This is a genomic window from Pseudomonas sp. zfem005, from assembly GCF_032621735.1.
GTDB lineage: Bacteria > Pseudomonadota > Gammaproteobacteria > Pseudomonadales > Pseudomonadaceae > Metapseudomonas > Metapseudomonas solani.
Window position 1 is genome coordinate 479,446 of sequence record NZ_JAVYJE010000004.1, and the last position, 16,633, is coordinate 496,078.

14 protein-coding genes are annotated in these 16,633 nt (G+C 67.0%); 13 read left to right on the forward strand and 1 reads right to left on the reverse strand.

Going from position 1 to position 16,633, the window contains the following annotated elements; genetic code table 11:
• Positions 1–79 precede the first annotated feature (79 nt).
• From RTW82_RS11770 to RTW82_RS11790, 5 genes are all read left to right on the forward strand, one after another.
• Positions 80–2,116, forward strand: coding sequence for an NADPH-dependent 2,4-dienoyl-CoA reductase (locus RTW82_RS11770; RefSeq protein ID WP_184490680.1), 2,037 nt, complete (start codon positions 80–82; stop codon positions 2,114–2,116).
• Between the two features lie 124 nt (positions 2,117–2,240).
• Positions 2,241–2,672 carry a nuclear transport factor 2 family protein gene (locus tag RTW82_RS11775; protein ID WP_021217400.1) on the forward strand — a complete coding sequence of 144 codons (432 nt, stop codon included), beginning with the start codon at positions 2,241–2,243 and terminating at the stop codon, positions 2,670–2,672.
• A 211-nt stretch (positions 2,673–2,883) separates the two neighbouring features.
• Positions 2,884–4,254, forward strand: a complete 1,371-nt coding sequence (locus RTW82_RS11780; protein WP_316925173.1) for a chromosome partitioning protein ParA — start codon at positions 2,884–2,886, stop codon at positions 4,252–4,254.
• 65 nt (positions 4,255–4,319) lie between these two features.
• Positions 4,320–5,291, forward strand: a complete 972-nt coding sequence (locus tag RTW82_RS11785) for a 1-aminocyclopropane-1-carboxylate deaminase/D-cysteine desulfhydrase (RefSeq protein WP_316925174.1) — start codon at positions 4,320–4,322, stop codon at positions 5,289–5,291.
• Between the two features lie 4 nt (positions 5,292–5,295).
• Positions 5,296–6,402 carry a cyclic nucleotide-binding domain-containing protein gene (locus tag RTW82_RS11790; protein WP_316925175.1) on the forward strand — a complete coding sequence of 369 codons (1,107 nt, stop codon included), beginning with the start codon at positions 5,296–5,298 and terminating at the stop codon, positions 6,400–6,402.
• 162 nt (positions 6,403–6,564) lie between these two features.
• Here RTW82_RS11790 and RTW82_RS11795 read toward each other — a convergent pair whose 3' ends face one another.
• Positions 6,565–7,509, reverse strand: coding sequence for a DUF1853 family protein (locus tag RTW82_RS11795; protein ID WP_316925176.1), 945 nt, complete (start codon positions 7,507–7,509; stop codon positions 6,565–6,567).
• A 94-nt stretch (positions 7,510–7,603) separates the two neighbouring features.
• Here RTW82_RS11795 and RTW82_RS11800 point away from each other — a divergent pair, with 94 nt between their 5' ends.
• From RTW82_RS11800 to pepN, 8 genes are all read left to right on the forward strand, one after another.
• Positions 7,604–8,491, forward strand: coding sequence for an NAD(+) kinase (locus tag RTW82_RS11800; RefSeq protein WP_263403355.1), 888 nt, complete (start codon positions 7,604–7,606; stop codon positions 8,489–8,491).
• Positions 8,491–9,465: a metallophosphoesterase gene (locus RTW82_RS11805; protein WP_316925177.1), complete on the forward strand. Its 975-nt coding sequence runs from the start codon at positions 8,491–8,493 to the stop codon at positions 9,463–9,465. Before RTW82_RS11800 ends, RTW82_RS11805 begins: the two co-directional genes overlap by 1 nt.
• 42 nt (positions 9,466–9,507) lie before the next feature.
• Positions 9,508–10,857, forward strand: coding sequence for an ATP-binding protein (locus RTW82_RS11810; RefSeq protein WP_316925178.1), 1,350 nt, complete (start codon positions 9,508–9,510; stop codon positions 10,855–10,857).
• Positions 10,857–11,339, forward strand: coding sequence for a hypothetical protein (locus RTW82_RS11815; RefSeq protein ID WP_316925179.1), 483 nt, complete (start codon positions 10,857–10,859; stop codon positions 11,337–11,339). The genes RTW82_RS11810 and RTW82_RS11815 overlap by 1 nt, the downstream gene beginning before the upstream one ends.
• Positions 11,339–12,262 (forward strand): tetratricopeptide repeat protein, encoded by a 924-nt coding sequence (locus tag RTW82_RS11820; RefSeq protein WP_021217391.1) that lies wholly within the window; start codon positions 11,339–11,341, stop codon positions 12,260–12,262. The genes RTW82_RS11815 and RTW82_RS11820 overlap by 1 nt, the downstream gene beginning before the upstream one ends.
• 105 nt (positions 12,263–12,367) lie before the next feature.
• Entirely contained in the window at positions 12,368–12,628 is a 261-nt protein-coding gene (locus RTW82_RS11825; protein WP_021217390.1) for a YeaC family protein, read from the forward strand.
• A gap of 14 nt (positions 12,629–12,642) precedes the next feature.
• A complete protein-coding gene (locus tag RTW82_RS11830; RefSeq protein ID WP_316925244.1) occupies positions 12,643–13,479 on the forward strand; it encodes a DUF2797 domain-containing protein in 837 nt (278 codons plus the stop codon).
• A gap of 76 nt (positions 13,480–13,555) precedes the next feature.
• Complete coding sequence (gene pepN / locus RTW82_RS11835) at positions 13,556–16,216, forward strand: aminopeptidase N (protein WP_316925180.1); 2,661 nt, start codon at positions 13,556–13,558, stop codon at positions 16,214–16,216.
• Positions 16,217–16,633: the final 417 nt, after the last annotated feature.

Sequence of the window (16,633 nt, forward strand, 5' to 3'; positions counted from 1 at the left end):
TATCGTCTGCCCCATAAACCGACCGTGGCCCAAGACGCTGCGGCATTCCGTGAATGCAACGCCCGCTGTGGAGACATCCATGACCGCTTCCGCCTACCCGAACCTGCTCGCGCCCCTCGACCTGGGCTTCACCACCCTGCGCAACCGTACCCTGATGGGCTCCATGCACACCGGCCTGGAAGAGAAGCCCAACGGCTTCGAGCGCATGGCCGCCTACTTCGCCGAACGTGCCCGTGGCGGCGTCGGCCTGATGGTCACCGGCGGCATCGGCCCGAACGAGGAAGGTGGCGTCTACTCCGGTGCGGCCAAGCTGACCACCGAGGAAGAGGCCGAGAAGCACCGCGTCGTCACCCAGGCGGTGCACGAGGCGGGTGGCAAGATCTGCATGCAGATCCTTCACGCCGGCCGCTATGCCTATAGCCCCAAATCCGTCGCGCCGTCCGCCATCCAGGCACCGATCAACCCGTTCAAGCCCCGCGAGCTGGACGAGGAAGGCATCGAGAAGCAGATCCAGGACTTCGTCACCTGCTCGGTACTGGCGCAGAAGGCCGAATACGACGGCGTCGAGATCATGGGTTCCGAGGGCTACTTCATCAACCAGTTCCTCGCCGCCCACACCAACCAGCGCAACGACCGCTGGGGTGGCAGCTACGAGAACCGCATGCGCCTGCCAGTGGAGATCGTCCGCCGCGTGCGTGAGGCCGTGGGCCCGAACTTCATCATCATCTACCGCCTGTCGATGCTCGACCTGGTGGAAGGCGGCAGCACCTGGGAAGAGATCGTCATCCTGGCCAAGGCCATCGAAGCCGCGGGCGCCACCCTTATCAACACCGGTATCGGCTGGCACGAGGCGCGCATCCCCACCATCGCCACCAAGGTGCCGCGCGCGGCCTTCACCAAGGTCACCGCCAAGCTCAAGGGCGAGGTGTCGATCCCGCTGATCACCACCAACCGCATCAACACCCCGGAAGTGGCCGAGCAGGTGCTCGCCGAAGGCGACGCCGACATGGTTTCCATGGCCCGCCCGTTCCTCGCCGACCCGGACTTCGTCAACAAGGCCGCCGAAGGCCGTGCCGACGAGATCAACACCTGCATCGGCTGCAACCAGGCCTGCCTGGACCACACCTTTGGCGGCAAGCTGACCAGCTGCCTGGTCAACCCGCGCGCCTGCCACGAGACCGAGCTCAATTACATCCCGGTCACCCAGGCCAGGAAGATCGCCGTGGTAGGTGCCGGCCCGGCGGGCCTGTCCGCCGCCACCGTGGCCGCCGAGCGTGGCCACCAGGTGACCCTGTTCGACGCCGCCGCCGAGATCGGTGGCCAGTTCAACGTCGCCAAGCGCGTGCCGGGCAAGGAAGAGTTCTACGAGACCCTGCGCTACTTCAAGCGCAAGCTGGAAACCACCGGTGTCGACCTGCGCCTGAACACCCGCGTCAGCGTCGATGACCTGGTCAAGGGCGGCTACGACGAGGTGCTCCTCGCCACCGGCATCGCCCCGCGCACCCCGGAAATCCCCGGCGTCGACAACCCCAAGGTGATCAGCTACCTGGACGCCATCCTGCAGCGCAAGCCGGTGGGCCAGAAGGTCGCGGTGATCGGCGCCGGCGGCATCGGCTTCGACGTCTCCGAGTTCATCACCCATGAAGGCGAGGCCACCAGCCAGAACCGCGACGCGTTCTGGAAGGAGTGGGGCATCGACGGCGACCTGGAAGCCCGTGGCGGCGTTGCCGGGATCAAGGCCCAGCCGCACCCGGCGGCACGCCAGGTGTTCCTGCTGCAGCGCAAGAAATCCAAGGTCGGCGACGGCCTGGGCAAGACCACCGGCTGGATCCACCGCACCGGCCTGAAGAACAAGAACGTGCAGATGCTCAACGCGGTCGAGTACCTGAAGATCGACGACGCCGGCCTGCACATCCGCATCGCCGAAGGCGAGCCGCAGGTGCTGCCGGTGGACACCGTGGTCATCTGCGCCGGCCAGGACCCGCTGCGCGAGCTGCACGACGGCCTGGTCGCCGCCGGCCAGAGCGTGCACTTGATTGGCGGTGCCGATGTGGCGGCGGAACTGGACGCCAAGCGCGCCATCAACCAGGGCTCGCGCCTCGCTGCCGAGCTCTGATGGAAAGACGCCCCGCCTCGTGCGGGGCGTTCTCTTTAAGGGCATCTCTAAAAACGTAGGCGATGACAACGCAGGTAGTTTTTTGAGGTGCCCTTTATAGGCTGATAAAAACAAGGAGTAGCCGATGTCCCTCGAAGCCCGATTGAATCCCGCCGTGGCCGCCAGCCTGCAACGCTGGCACCAGTTCATCGCCAGCCAGGACCTGAGCCAGCTGCCCGAGCTGCTGCACCCGCAGGCGGTGTTCCGCTCGCCCATGGCGCACACGCCTTACCCGGGCGCGCAGGCGGTGAACCTGATCCTCAACACCGTGATCAAGGTGTTCGAGGACTTCGCCTACCACCGCGAACTGGCTAGCGCCGATGGCCTCAGCGTGGTGCTGGAGTTCAGTGCCCGAGTCGGTGAGCGCGAGCTGAAGGGCATCGACATGATCCGCTTCGACGAACAGGGCAAGATCGTCGATTTCGAGGTGATGATCCGCCCGATGAGCGGTCTCGCCGCCCTCGGCGAGGAGATGGGAAGGCGTCTGGCGCCCTATCTCGCCGCGATGAAAAGCTGAAAGTCTCCAACCCCATCACATTTTCACTGTGCGCCCGGTCCGCTCCCCGATGGGGGCGGGTCGAGTGCCAACCCAGTCACATTGCCCGTTGCGCTTTTTCCCCTAGACTCCGTGAATCAGGATGTACGCCTGTCTCCCAGGCGTAGCACCACCGACAGGAATGTCACCCGTCCCGCCCAGGGACTCACCGCGTTGGCCTAGAGGGAAACCGATGAGCATGCAGAACAAGCCGCAGATGGTTGAAGCCGTGCTGTTCTTCAATGAGCGTGGCGTCTGCAAGGAAATGCTCTTCCCCGAATTCGAGGCGATGCTCGACGGTGTGGTGAACATGCCCGAGTACGCCGATGAGCAGATGCGCCTGGCGTATGTGCTGATCAACCCCCGTTTGCTGGTCCGTTCCCTGGTGTTCTTCTACCTGGACTTCGACGAGAAGGGCCAGGCCGACACCGGCTGGAACATGCCCCTGCGTCACCTCGCCGAACGTGCTGGCCGTGGCCCCGACCTGGGTGCCGGGCCGATCCGCCTCGCCTGTCGCAGCCAGTGCCCGGTGTCCTGGCACCAGATGCACATGTGGGACCCGAATCTGGCCCCGGGCAGCAATGACCTGGCCCTGGTCCGGGATACGGTCAAGCGCAATGGCCTCGGCCTGATGGTGGAGGACGACCAGCCCCAGGCGGTCGAGCCCCAGCGCCTGCAGATGGCACCCGAAGACAAGTGGTATGCGCCGCCGGACGCGTCCGCCGAAGTGGCCGAGCAACTGGCGCAGAAGCTCGAGCAGGAACACCGCCTGAAGACCGCGCAGCTGATCAAGCAGCAGCGCCTGCGCATCGCCAGCCTCGGCCAGCAGAACGAAGAGGCCCTGGCCAAATACCGCCTGTCCGCCGAAGAACAGGCGCGCAGCCTGCAGGAGCAGATCCAGGGCCTGCAGCAGAACCTGCGTCAGCAGGAAGAACTCAACGCCGACCTCAAGCGCCAGTTGCTTACCCAGACCGACGGCTTCCAGAAGTCCCGCGAGGAGATGAGCCAGCAGCTGCGTGCGCTGGAGCGTCATGGCCGCACCGAGGTGGACATCCTGCGCTCGCAGTTCGACAGCGAGATGCAGGCCAAGATCGCCGCCGCGGTGATGGACTACAAGGAGCAGATCGCCATCCGCGACGTCGAGCTCGCCTACCGCAACGAGCTGGACGCCCAGCTGCAGCAGGAGATCGACCGCCTCAAGCAGGAACGCGAGCAACTGGTGAACCAGGGGGGCGACCAGATCCTCGAGCGCCTGGCCCGTCTCGGCGTGGTCTTCGTGGTCTATCACCCGGGTGCCGGGCACCTGACCATCCCGCTGCAGGATGTCGCCCGCTACCAGGACAACCCGCTGGCCTACGCGGCGTCCAAGTGCTTCGTCTCCGAGGCCCAGTACCGCCAGTGGCTGACCCACTACCAGCAACCCACCTGCGAAGCGCCCCTGCCCAGCGGCGAGCGTTGCTCCATGCCCATCGACCGGGTGGATTCGCCCAGCCGCTTCGTCGCCGGTGATTCCAACTGCTGCGCCCGCCACAAGGCCAGCAGCCGCCTGCGCACCGTCAGCTGATCTCGCGGCGGGGCGGCGCCTGCCGTATCCTGCCGCTCGTCACCGCTCCGTTGCCGGACTCCGCCTTGCCCCTTCGCTTGCCCGACTGGACGCCCAGCGCCAGCCTCGACCCTATCCGTCTCGATTGGCTCGACCGCGCGTCGGTGAGCCTCGCCCTGTTGCGCCTGGAACGCATCGACCCGCTGGTGAGCGGCAACAAGTGGTTCAAGCTGGCGCCGCACCTGGCGCGGGCCGCCGAACAGGGCGCCGAGGGTGTGATCAGCCTGGGCGGCGCCCATTCCAACCACCTGCATGCCCTGGCGGCGGCGGGGCGGCGTTTCGGTTTCCCCTGTGTCGGCCTGCTGCGTGGGGAACCCGTGGAGACGCCGACGGTGGTCGACCTGCGCGAGCTGGGCATGGAGTTGCACTGGCTCGGCTATGGCGGCTACCGCGCACGCCACCTGCCGGGGTTCTGGGAGCCCTGGGCGGCGCGCTATCCGGGCTTCGTCCAGGTGCCCGAAGGCGGCGGCGGCCTGCCGGGCGCCCTGGGCTGCGCACCGCTGGTGGCGATGATCAACCAACAATTGCCGAGCCTCGGCTGGGATGACTACGACGCGCTCTGGCTGGCGGCCGGCACCGGCACAACCCTGGCCGGCCTGGTGCTGGGGGAGAGCGGGCGCCACCCGGTGTTCGGTGCCCTGGCGGTGCCGCCTGACCATGGCGTCGCCGAGCAGGTGCGGGCGTTGCTGGCGGAGGCCGGCGCCGCCGATACCGGCTATCGGTTGATGGACGCCAGCCGTGGCGGCTTCGCCCGGGTGGATGCCGAATTGGCGACGGCGCTGTTCGACTTCGAGGCCCGCACCGGCATCGAGCTGGACCCGCTCTACACCGCCAAGGCGTTAATAGCGTTGCGCCAGTACGTGGAGGCCGGTTACCTTGCCGCCGGCAGTCGCGTGATCATGTTGCATACCGGTGGCCTGCAAGGCCGTCGAGCCATGTTGCCGCGCCTGTTGCAACTGGCTGGCTACACTGCCAACTCAGCTGATTCCTCAGGATGATGGGATGACCGAACCGCTCAATCCGGACCAACTGCGCAGCCTGACGCCGCTCAATGCCTTGTCCGAGCAGCAGTGGCGCGAACTGCGCAGCCAGCTGGTACCGCAGCCGCTGCTCGCCGGCCAGGCCCTGTTCCGCCGGGGCGACCAGGCGCGGCTGACCTATTACCTGCTGGCCGGTGAACTGCAGCTGCGCGACGCCGATGGCAGCGAGCAGCGCCTGGTCGCCGGCAGCGAGGCCAGCTGCCATCCGTTGTCCCCCAGCCTGCCGCGCCTGCAGGAGGCCCTGGCGCTGACCGAAGTCAGCGTGCTGGCCATCGACAGTGCCACCCTGGCGCGTCTGATCACCTGGCGCTCCGCCTACCAGGACCTGCTCCTGCAACTGGACCCGGACGGCGACCAGGAATGGCTGGAACGCCTGCTGGAGAACCCGCTGTTCGCCAAGGTGCCGCCGGCCAACGTGCAGGAGATGGTGGCGCGCCTGCAGCGCGTCGAACTGCCCGCCGGCAGCGAAGTGCTGCGCGAGGGCGAGGCGGGGGATTGCTGCTACTTCCTGCAATCGGGTCGCGCCGAGGTGATCCGCGGTGCCGGCAGCGAGCATCAGGTGCTCGCCGAGCTGGACGTGGGTGCCTGCTTCGGCGAGGAGGCGTTGCTCTCCGACCGGCCGCGCAACGCCACCGTCACCCTGCTGGAAGAGGGCGTGGTGCTGCGCCTGGATCGCCAGGACTTCTTCGCCCTGCTCAAGGCCCCGGTGGTGGACGAAGTCTCCCTCGGCGAGGCGTCGCGTCTGCTGGCCGCTGGCGGCCAATGGCTGGACGTGCGCCTGCAGGACGAATACGAGCGCGCCCATGCCCCCCAGGCGCTGAACATGCCCCTGCACCTGCTGCGCCTGAAGGCGCGCCTGCTCGACCGCGAGAAGGCCTACCTGTGCTACTGCGACAGCGGCAAGCGCAGCGCCAGCGCGGTGTTCCTCCTCTCCCAGCTGGGCTTCAAGGCCTACGCCCTGCGCGATGGCCTGGATGCACTGCCCGCCGTGCAGCGCGATGCCTTGCTCTGTGAAGACGGCGCCGGCTACCTGGCCCGTTCCGGCGGACGGACCGAACGCAGCCGGTAAGCCCCGAGTGGGCTTACCGTTTTCGCGAATGAATTCGCTCCCACTGGGATAGCCCCTGTAGGGCGGGTGAAACCCGCGAAAGGCTGCCGGGTTGCACCCGACCTACATACTGTCCAGCTTCCAGCTTCCAGCTTCCAGCTTCCAGCTTCCAGCTCCCAGCTCTCAGCCTCCCATCGTCTGCGGCCAACGATCGCTGACCAGGAACACCCGCTCCCGCTCTTCCCATCGATCCCCCGCATCCTCCAGGCGTACCAGCATGCGTGCTGGGGCCTCTGCAGGGAGTTCCAGCAGCCAGTGCTCCAACCGCTCGCGAGGCCAGAGGTCCGCAGGTTCGCACCGCGCGGGTGCCAGCCAGGAGTGGCGCTCCAGGGGTTGCCAGACGGCCTCGGGGCTTTGCGCGAGAAAGTCGGTGATGTCGCTGCGTCGCAGCCAGCGTCCGCGCAAGTGCTCGCCGTGGGCGCCCAGGGGGGCGGTGCAGTCACCGGGCCAGGGGTAGAAGAGGTAGCCGCCCAGCCACAGTTCGGCGCTGGCCGGCCAGGCACCGAGCTCCTCCAGCAGTGGGCGGCATTCCGGGTGGGAGGAGAGTGGCAGCTGGTGCTGGGCGAGGTGTTCCAGCTTGAGGTCGAGGCGGTCCAGGCTGCCCGGCCCGAGCCACTGCGCGGCGTCCTCGCCCTGGCCGTGGCGTGGCCCCAGGTAGAGCTTGATGGCCAGTTCCAGGTGATGGACGCCTTCCTCATCCTGCAGCAACAGGTCCAGCTCGCCGAGGGTCTGGCCGGCCACCCGCACCGGCAGGTTGGCACCCAGCAGGCGGATGCCTGGTGCCCGGGCCAGGGCGAATTGCCAGAGGCGTTCGTAGTAGAGGCCGAGGCGCCGGCTGGAGCCCAGGCTCAGCCAGTGTTCCAGCTCGGCGGGCGCGGCGTCCTGCTGTTCCAGCCAGGCCGCCAGGCGCGCCGGTTCGGCGGCCCAGGTGCTGGCGCTGAGCGGGTGGCGCTGGCACCAGGGCGCCTGGGCCAGCAGCGGCGGCGACAGCAGCACCCAGGCCAGGTCACGCACGACGTTCTGGCGCAAATGGCGGGGCAGGGCGGCGAGGGCGGCGAAGGGATGCATGCTGCGAGCATAGTCGAGGCTGGTTTGCCGCTGTCGCGGGCTTTCGCCCATAATCCGAGCATTCCACCCCGTTGCAGAGCCCTGCTGGAGCCCCATGGAGCAATTCCGCAATATCGGCATCATCGGTCGCCTGGGCAGCCCCCATGTGCTCGATACCATCCGCCGCCTGAAACGATTCCTGCTGGACCGCCACCTGCATGTGATCCTCGAAGACACCATCGCCGAAGTCCTGCCAGGCCACGGCCTGCAGACCTCCTCGCGAAAGATCCTCGGCGAGGTCTGCGATATGGTCATCGTGGTCGGCGGCGACGGCAGCATGCTCGGCGCCGCCCGCGCCCTGGCCCGCCACAACGTGCCGGTGCTGGGCATCAACCGTGGCAGCCTGGGCTTCCTCACCGACATCAAGCCGGACGAACTGGAGATCAAGGTCGCCGAGGTGCTCGACGGCCAGTACCTGGTGGAGAGCCGCTTCCTGCTGGAGGCCGAAGTACGCCGCCACGGCGAGGCCATCGGCCAGGGCGACGCGCTCAACGACGTGGTGCTGCACCCCGGCAAGTCGACCAAAATGATCGAGTTCGAGCTGCACATCGACGGCCAGTTCGTCTGCAGCCAGAAGGCCGACGGCCTGATCGTCGCCACGCCCACCGGCTCCACCGCCTACGCGCTGTCCGCCGGCGGGCCGATCATGCACCCGAAGCTGGACGCCATCGGCGTGGTGCCCATGTACCCGCACACCCTGTCCAGCCGCCCGATCGTGGTCGACAGCAACAGCGAACTGAAGATCGTGGTCTCGCCGGACATGCAGATCTACCCGCTGGTGTCCTGTGACGGCCAGAACCACTTCACCTGCGCCCCCGGCGACACCATCACGGTGGCCAAGAAGCCGCAGAAGCTGCGCCTGATCCACCCGCTGGACCACAACTACTACGAGGTCTGCCGCACCAAGCTGGGTTGGGGCAGCCGCCTGGGTGGTGGCGACTGATGAACCTCGACGCCGTGCGCGGCTACGACCTGATCGGCGATGTGCACGGCTGCGCGCGCACCCTGGAGCGTTTGCTCGATCGCCTCGGTTACCGCAAGCACGGCGGCGTCTGGCAGCACCCCCGGCGCATGGCGCTGTTCCTCGGCGACATCATCGACCGCGGCCCGCGCATCCGCGAGGCGCTGCACCTGGTCCACGCCATGGTCGAGGCCGGGCAGGCGCGCTGCATCATGGGCAACCACGAGTTCAATGCCATCGGCTGGAGCACCCCGGCGGCGCCTGGCAGCGGGCGCCAGTTCGTCCATGAGCACACGCCGCGCCACGCACGCCTGCTCAAGGAAACCCTGGAGCAGTTCGAGGGCCACCCGGGCGACTGGCGTGATTTCCTCGGCTGGTTCCAGGAACTGCCGCTGTTCATCGACGGCGGCCACTTCCGCATGGTCCACGCCTGCTGGGACAACGAACTGATCGAGCCGCTGCGCACCCTGCACCCCGATGGCCGGGTCGACGAAGCCTTCATCAAGGCTGCCGCCGAACGCGGCAGCTTCGCCTTCCGCGTGTTCAACCGGCTGCTGCGCGGCACCGATATGCCGTTGCCCAGCGGCATGACCCTGACCGGCAGCGACGGCTTCACCCGCTCGGTGTTCCGCACCAAGTTCTGGGAGGAAGACCCGCAGACCTACGGCGACGTGGTCTTCCAGCCCGATGCGTTGCCCGAGCAGGTGGCCCGCCAACCGCTCTCGGCGGCGCAGAAGTCCGCGCTGCTCAGCTACGGCGCCGACGAGCCGCTGCTGTTCGTCGGCCATTACTGGCGTCGGGGCCGCCCGGCACCGATCCGCCCCAATCTCGCCTGCCTCGACTACAGCGCGGTGATGTACGGCAAGCTGGTGGCCTACCGGCTGGATGCCGAAGCCCGGCTGGATCCGGACAAGTTCGTCTGGGTCGAGGTGGAGCGCCCGGAAGCGCCGCATTGAGCGGCGCCCGTCCTGAATCGTTCAATGGAGTCCTCGCGCACTATGGATGACGCGACACTGGTTCAACTGGAGGCGGCGCTGTCCGCCTCGCCCGACAACGACGCACTGCTGGGGCTGCTGCTGCCGGCGTGGATCGAGCGCAACGAATGCGCCCGGGGCCTGGCCTTCCTGCCCGAGGGGCTCGCCTCACGGCTCGATGCCCCGGCGCTGCGCCAGCAAGCCGCGCGCCTGTGCCTGGGGGCCGGTGAGGCTGAGCGGGCGTTGGCCCTGCTGGGCGGTGACGAGCCGGCCGAGCGCCTGCTGCGTGCCCGTGCCCTGGCCGATCTGGAGCGCCGCGAGGAAGGCTTGCGCGAGTACCGTGCTGCGGTCGAGGCCAGCCCGGCGCTGGAGGACGTCGCCCTGCAGCGCCGCCTCAGTGCCTCGGTGGTGGACTTCCGTGGCGGCGAGGGGCGCCCGCGCCTGCGGGTCATCTCCAACGACGACACCGACAAGGCCGAGACCACCCGCCTGCTGACGCCGAACGCCGAGACCCTGACCTTCGACGATGTCGGCGGCCTCGACGAGCTGAAGAAGACCATCCACAAGAAGATCATCCTGCCGTACCAGAAGCCGGGGCTGTTCCAGCGCTTCCGCAAGCGTGTCGGCGGCGGCATCCTGCTCTACGGTCCGCCGGGCTGCGGCAAGACCATGCTGGCCCGCGCCACGGCGGGGGAGTGCAAGGCCACCTTCCTCAACGTCGCCATTTCCGACGTGCTGGACATGTACATCGGCGAGTCCGAGCGCAAGCTCCACGCCCTGTTCGAGGAAGCCCGGGCCAAGGCGCCGGCGGTGCTGTTCTTCGATGAGGTGGAGGCCCTGGGCGGGCGCCGTACCAACACCCGCGAAGCCACTTCGTCGAAGCTGGTGAGCCAGTTCCTCACCGAGATGGACGGCTTCGCCCAGTCCAACCACGGAGTGCTGATTCTTGCCGCCACCAACGTACCCTGGTCGGTGGATGCCGCCTTCCGCCGTCCCGGTCGTTTCGATCGGGTGCTGTTCGTGCCGCCGCCGGACCGCCCCGCGCGTGCCAGCCTGCTGCGCATGCTGATGGCTGATCGGCCCAGCGAAGGGGAGATCGACTACGAGTTCCTCGCCCGCAGTACCTCGGGCTTCTCCGGTGCCGACCTGCGCGAGCTGGTGGAGACGGCGGTGGACGAGGCCATCGAGGAGTCCATTGCCGAAGGCCGCGAGCAGCCGGTGACCGACCGCCACCTCAAAGCGGCCCTCAAGGAGGTGCGCGCCACCACCCTGGAATGGCTGACCACCGCGCGCAACTACGCGCGCTATTCCAACGAGGGCGGCCAGTATGACGAGGTGCTGGCCTTCCTCGACAAGCACGGCAAGGGGCGCTGATGGACAACCGCAACCTCTATCGGCTGGATGACGAACCCCGCCCCGGCGCCCTGGCGCGCCTGGCAGTGGAGCCGCTGTGGCCGCTGCTGGGCCTGATGCTGGGCGGTGCGTGGCTGGGCTTGCCCTGGTTCGTGCTCAACGGCATGGCCGTGGGCAGCCCGACACGCGTCCGTGAGGCGGTACTGGCGGCCATCGGCCTGCTGGGCAGCCTGGGCCTGGCCTTCGGCCTGCTCTACCTGTGGCAGGGCGGCATCCTCGACAAGGGCAGCCTGCAGTACGCGATGCTGGTGCTGGTGGTGTGGAAGCTGGCCATCGGCTACGCGCTGGTCGTCATGCAGGCCTCCACCATCGAGCTCTACCAGTACTACGGCGGCGTGCTCAATCGCTTCGGCCTGCCGGTGGTGCTCTTGGGTGCCTTCTTCCTGCGTGGGCTGGTGCTCAACCTGCTGCCCTTCACCCTCTGGTTCCTGGTGCTCAGCTGATGAATGAAACCAACCTGCTGCACCTGGCTTATCAGCGCCTGCAAAGTGGCCATGCCGAGGGTGCGATCAACAGCCTGCGACAACTGCTCAGCGATGACCCGGAGCACGCCGAGGCCCATGCGTTGCTCGCCCTGTGCCTGCTGCTGATGCGCCGCGCCTACGCCGCCGAGCGCGAAGCCGGGCTGGCCCTGGCGGCCGACCCGCAACTGGAATTCGCCCATTACGTCGCGGCCCGCGTGGCCATGGCGCGGCGGCGCTTCAAGCTGGCCGAGAAGCACCTGGACCAGGTGCTGGAGATGAACCCCCAGGAAGCCGGCTACCACCTGGCCCGCGCCGAACTCGCCGACCTGATGGGCCGTCGCGCCCAGCAGTTGCCGAGCCTGCAGCGGGCCCTGGAGCTGGCGCCGGACAACCCTGACTGCCTGGCCGCCCTGGCCCACTACCATCGCCTGCGCGGCGAGGTGGAACCGGCGGAGCGCTACGCCCGCGAGGCGCTGCAACTGCGCGCCGACCACCCTGGCGCCATCGTCACCATGGGCCACCTGCTGCTGCGTCGGGGTGACCTGCAAGGCGCGCGCGAGCATGCGATCTGGGCCCTGCGCGAGAACGCCAACGACGTTGCCGCGCTCTACCTGATGTCCGCCGTCAAGGCGCGCAGCAACCCCTTCATGGGGCTCTGGTGGCGCTACAACTCGTGGATGTCCGAGCTGGGGCCGACCCGCTCGATCATCGTGCTGCTGGGCATGTTCGTGCTCTACCGGGTGGTGGTGATCGCCAGCAACCAGCATGGCCACGAGACGCTGGCCCAGGCCATCGAATGGGCCTGGCTGGGCTTCGTGGTGTACAGCTTCGCCGGGCCGCAGATCTTCCGCCGCTCGCTGGAGAAGGAGTTGGAGCAGGTGAAGCTGTCACGGGATTTCTAGATTGCCTGCCCCTGCAGGCATCGGCGCTCTGACCGGCGTCGATGCGCAACACCGGCGGTGTCGCTAGAATGTGCGCTCGTTTTCGCCGCCCTTCAGGAAACCGCCGTGTCCGATTTCGCCAAGCTGATCAGCAACATCACCGAGGATGTCTACCAGAGCCTCAAGCTCGCCGTGGAGATCGGCAAGTGGTCCGACGGCCGCAAGCTGACCCAAGAGCAGAAGGAGCTCAGCCTGCAGGCGGTCATCGCCTGGGAGCTGAAGAACCTGCCGGAGGAAGAGCGCACCGGCTACATGGGCCCGCAGGAGTGCGGCTCCAAGTCCGAGAAGATCGAGAACATCCTGTTCAAATCCGACTCGATCCACTGATGAGCGAGTCCACCATGCAGGAACTGGGGCGCGGTGCGCTGAGCAAGATGTCGGCGCAACTGGGGGCCCCGGTCGTGCAGTACGCCTTCCGCCTGGGCGATGAACAGGTGGCGGTCAACCCGCTGCTGGGCCGGCGCATCCGCCTGGAGTTCCTCGGCGCCATCCATTGCTCCCATTGCGGGCGCAAGACCAAGAAGAGCTTCGCCCAGGGCTATTGCTACCCCTGCTTCACCAAGCTGGCGCAGTGCGACAGCTGCATCATGAGCCCGGAGCGCTGCCACTACGACGCCGGCACCTGCCGCGAGCCGGCGTGGGGCGAGTCGTTCTGCATGACCGACCACGTGGTCTACCTGGCCAACTCGTCGGGCATCAAGGTGGGGATCACCCGTGCCACCCAGGTGCCGACCCGCTGGATCGACCAGGGCGCGCGCCAGGCCTTGCCGATCATGCGCGTCGCCACCCGCCAGCAGTCCGGCCTGGTGGAGGACCTGCTGCGCAGCCAGGTGGCCGATCGCACCAACTGGCGCGCCTTGCTCAAGGGCGAGGCCGAGGCGCTGGACCTGCCCGCCGTGCGCGAGGCCATCTTCGAGGCCTGCGACGCCGGCATCCAGGCGCTGCAGCAGCGCTTCGGCCTGCAGGCGGTGCAGAAGATCGAGGACATCGAGCCGCTGGAGATCAGCTACCCCGTCGAGGCCTACCCGACCAAGGTGGTGAGTCTCGATCTGGACAAGACGCCGGTGGTGGAGGGTACCCTGCGCGGTATCAAGGGCCAGTACCTGATCCTCGACACCGGGGTCATCAACATCCGCAAGTTCACGGCCTATCAGGTGGTGGCGAGCAGCGAGCCGTAAGGCTGCACCGCCCCGCCCGGCAGGGTCACACACTGCAGCCGGGGCATGGCGCCCGGGCTGCCTCGGAGAGGCAAGCATGCGAACCGAACAACCGAAAGTCATTCACCTCAAGGACTATCAGGCGCCGGACTACCTGATCGACGAGACCACCCTGACCTTCGAGCTGCACGAGGACCACACCCTGGTCCACGCCCAGTTGGTGATGCGCCGCAACCCGGAGCGCGCCAACGGCAGCCTGCCCACGCTGGTGCTGGACGGCCAGCAGCTGGAGCTGCTGGCGCTGTCCATGGACGACCGCGAGCTCGGCGCCGCCGACTACCAGCTGACCGACAGCCACCTGACCCTGCAGCCCGTCGCCGACGCCTTCACCCTCGACAGCACGGTGCGCATCCACCCCGAGAGCAATACCGCGCTGGAAGGCCTGTACAAGTCCGGCAGCATGTTCTGCACCCAGTGCGAAGCCGAAGGCTTCCGCAAGATCACCTACTACCTCGACCGCCCGGACGTGATGAGCACGTTCACCACCACCCTGAGCGCCGAACAGCATCGCTACCCGGTGCTGCTGTCCAACGGCAACCCGGTGGCCAGCGGAGCGGAGGAGGGCGGTCGCCACTGGGCGACCTGGGAAGACCCGTTCAAGAAGCCGGCCTACCTGTTCGCCCTGGTGGCGGGCGACCTCTGGTGCGTGGAAGACGTCTTCACCACCATGAGCCAGCGTGAAGTCACCCTGCGCATCTACGTCGAGCCGGAGAACGTCGACAAGGTGCAGCACGCCATGGACAGCCTGAAGAAGTCCATGCGCTGGGACGAGGAGGTCTACGGCCGCGAGTACGACCTGGACATCTTCATGATCGTCGCGGTCAACGACTTCAACATGGGCGCCATGGAGAACAAGGGGCTCAACATCTTCAACTCCAGCTGCGTGCTGGCCAGGGCGGAAACCGCCACCGACGCCGCCCATCAGCGGGTCGAGGCCGTCGTGGCCCACGAGTACTTCCACAACTGGTCGGGCAACCGCGTCACCTGCCGCGACTGGTTCCAGCTGTCGCTGAAGGAAGGTTTCACCGTGTTCCGCGACGCGGAGTTCTCCGCCGACATGAACTCGCGCACGGTCAAGCGTGTCGAGGACGTAGCTTTCCTTCGCACCCACCAGTTCGCCGAGGACGCCGGCCCCATGGCCCACCCGGTGCGCCCGGACTCGTTCATCGAGATTTCCAACTTCTACACCCTGACCGTCTACGAGAAGGGTTCTGAAGTGGTACGCATGATCCACACCCTGCTGGGCGCCGCAGGCTTCCGCAAGGGCTCCGACCTGTACTTCGAGCGCCACGACGGCCAGGCCGTGACCTGCGATGACTTCATCAAGGCCATGGAGGACGCCAACGGCGTCGACCTCACCCAGTTCAAGCGCTGGTATAGCCAGGCCGGCACCCCGCGCCTCGCCGTCGAGGAAGCCTTCGACGCCACCGCCAAGACCTACAGCCTGACCTTCCGCCAGAGCTGCCCGGCCACCCCCGGCCAGGCCGAGAAGCTGCCTTTCGTCATCCCCGTGGAACTGGGCCTGCTGGACGCTACGGGCAACGACCTGCCGCTGCGCCTCGCCGGCGAAGACAAGGCCCAGGGCGGCAACCGCGTGCTCTCGGTGACCGAGGCCGAGCAGACCTTCACCTTCGTCGATATCGCCGAGAAGCCGCTGCCCTCGCTGCTGCGCGGGCTGTCCGCCCCGGTGAAGATGAGCTTCCCCTATGGCCGCGACCAACTGATGTTCCTCATGCAGCACGACAGCGACGGGTTCAACCGCTGGGATGCGGGCCAGCAGCTCTCTGTGCAGGTGTTGCAGGAGCTGATCGGCCAGCACCAGCGTGGCGAGGCCCTGGCGCTGGACACCCGCCTGCTGCATGCCTTCCGCACCCTGCTGGAGGACGAGTCGCTGGACCAGGCGATGGTCGCCGAGATGCTCTCTCTGCCCAGCGAGGCGTACCTGACCGAGATCAGCGAGGTGGCCGATGTCGATGCCATCCACGCCGCCCGCGAGTTCACCCGTCGTTCGATCAGTGACGCGCTGTTCCCGCAACTGCTGGCGCGTTACCAAGCCAATCGCGCCCTCTCGCGGGAGACGCCCTATGTCGCCTCCGCCGAGCATTTCGCCCGGCGCACCCTGCAGAACATCGCGCTGTCCTACCTGATGCTCAGCGGCAAGGCCGAGATCCTCGATGCCTGCCTGGAGCAGTTCGAAGCCTGCGACAACATGACCGAACGCCTCACCGCGCTCTCGGTACTGGTCAATTCCAGCTTCGAGGAGGAGAAGGCTAAGGCCCTGGCGAGCTTCGCCGAGCACTTCAAGGACAACCCGCTGGTGATGGACCAGTGGTTCAGCGTCCAGGCCGGCAGCACCCTGCCAGGTGGCCTGGAGCGGGTGCAGGCGCTGATGGGCCACAAGGCCTTCACCCTGAAGAACCCCAACAAGGTGCGTGCGCTGATCGGTGCCTTCGCCAACCAGAACCTGGTGAACTTCCACCGGGCCGATGGTGCCGGCTATCGCTTCCTCGCCGACCACGTCATCACCCTCAACGCGCTGAACCCCCAGATCGCCTCGCGCCAGCTGGCGCCGCTGACCCGCTGGCGCAAGTACGACGAGGCGCGGCAAAAGCTGATGCGTGCCGAGCTGGAACGCATCCTCGCCTCCGGCGAACTGTCCAGCGATGTCTACGAAGTGTTGAGCAAGAGCCTGGCCTGACCCCTCCCGGAACTGCGCTCGCGGTTCCGCTGCCGTTTCCCTGGCGTCAACAAGTGTTACTGGCAATCTGCCGGTAACACTTTTTTGTTACTCAAAGGAATATCCCCTCGAACGTTGAGGCGTAAATGGCCTGTTCCGTGGCATTTCCTGCTTGACGGGGTGATCGAGGTATGAGCGCGCAAGCGCTATAGGTGTGGTTTTGAGTGACAAATCGAGCCAGCTTGTAGGACAAAATCGGCCGATTCGTCGGATTTGATCAGTGGATGATCAGTCACTCGTTTGAAAATTATCTGGCCCTTCGTTCAGAAAAATATAACGCCCCGGAAATGTGCACTTGGCACCATGGTTGCACGTCTCGACGCCGTTCCAGGCCCTTTCAATGCGAGCAATCGCTGGAGGGCGCGGTTCAGACGCGTT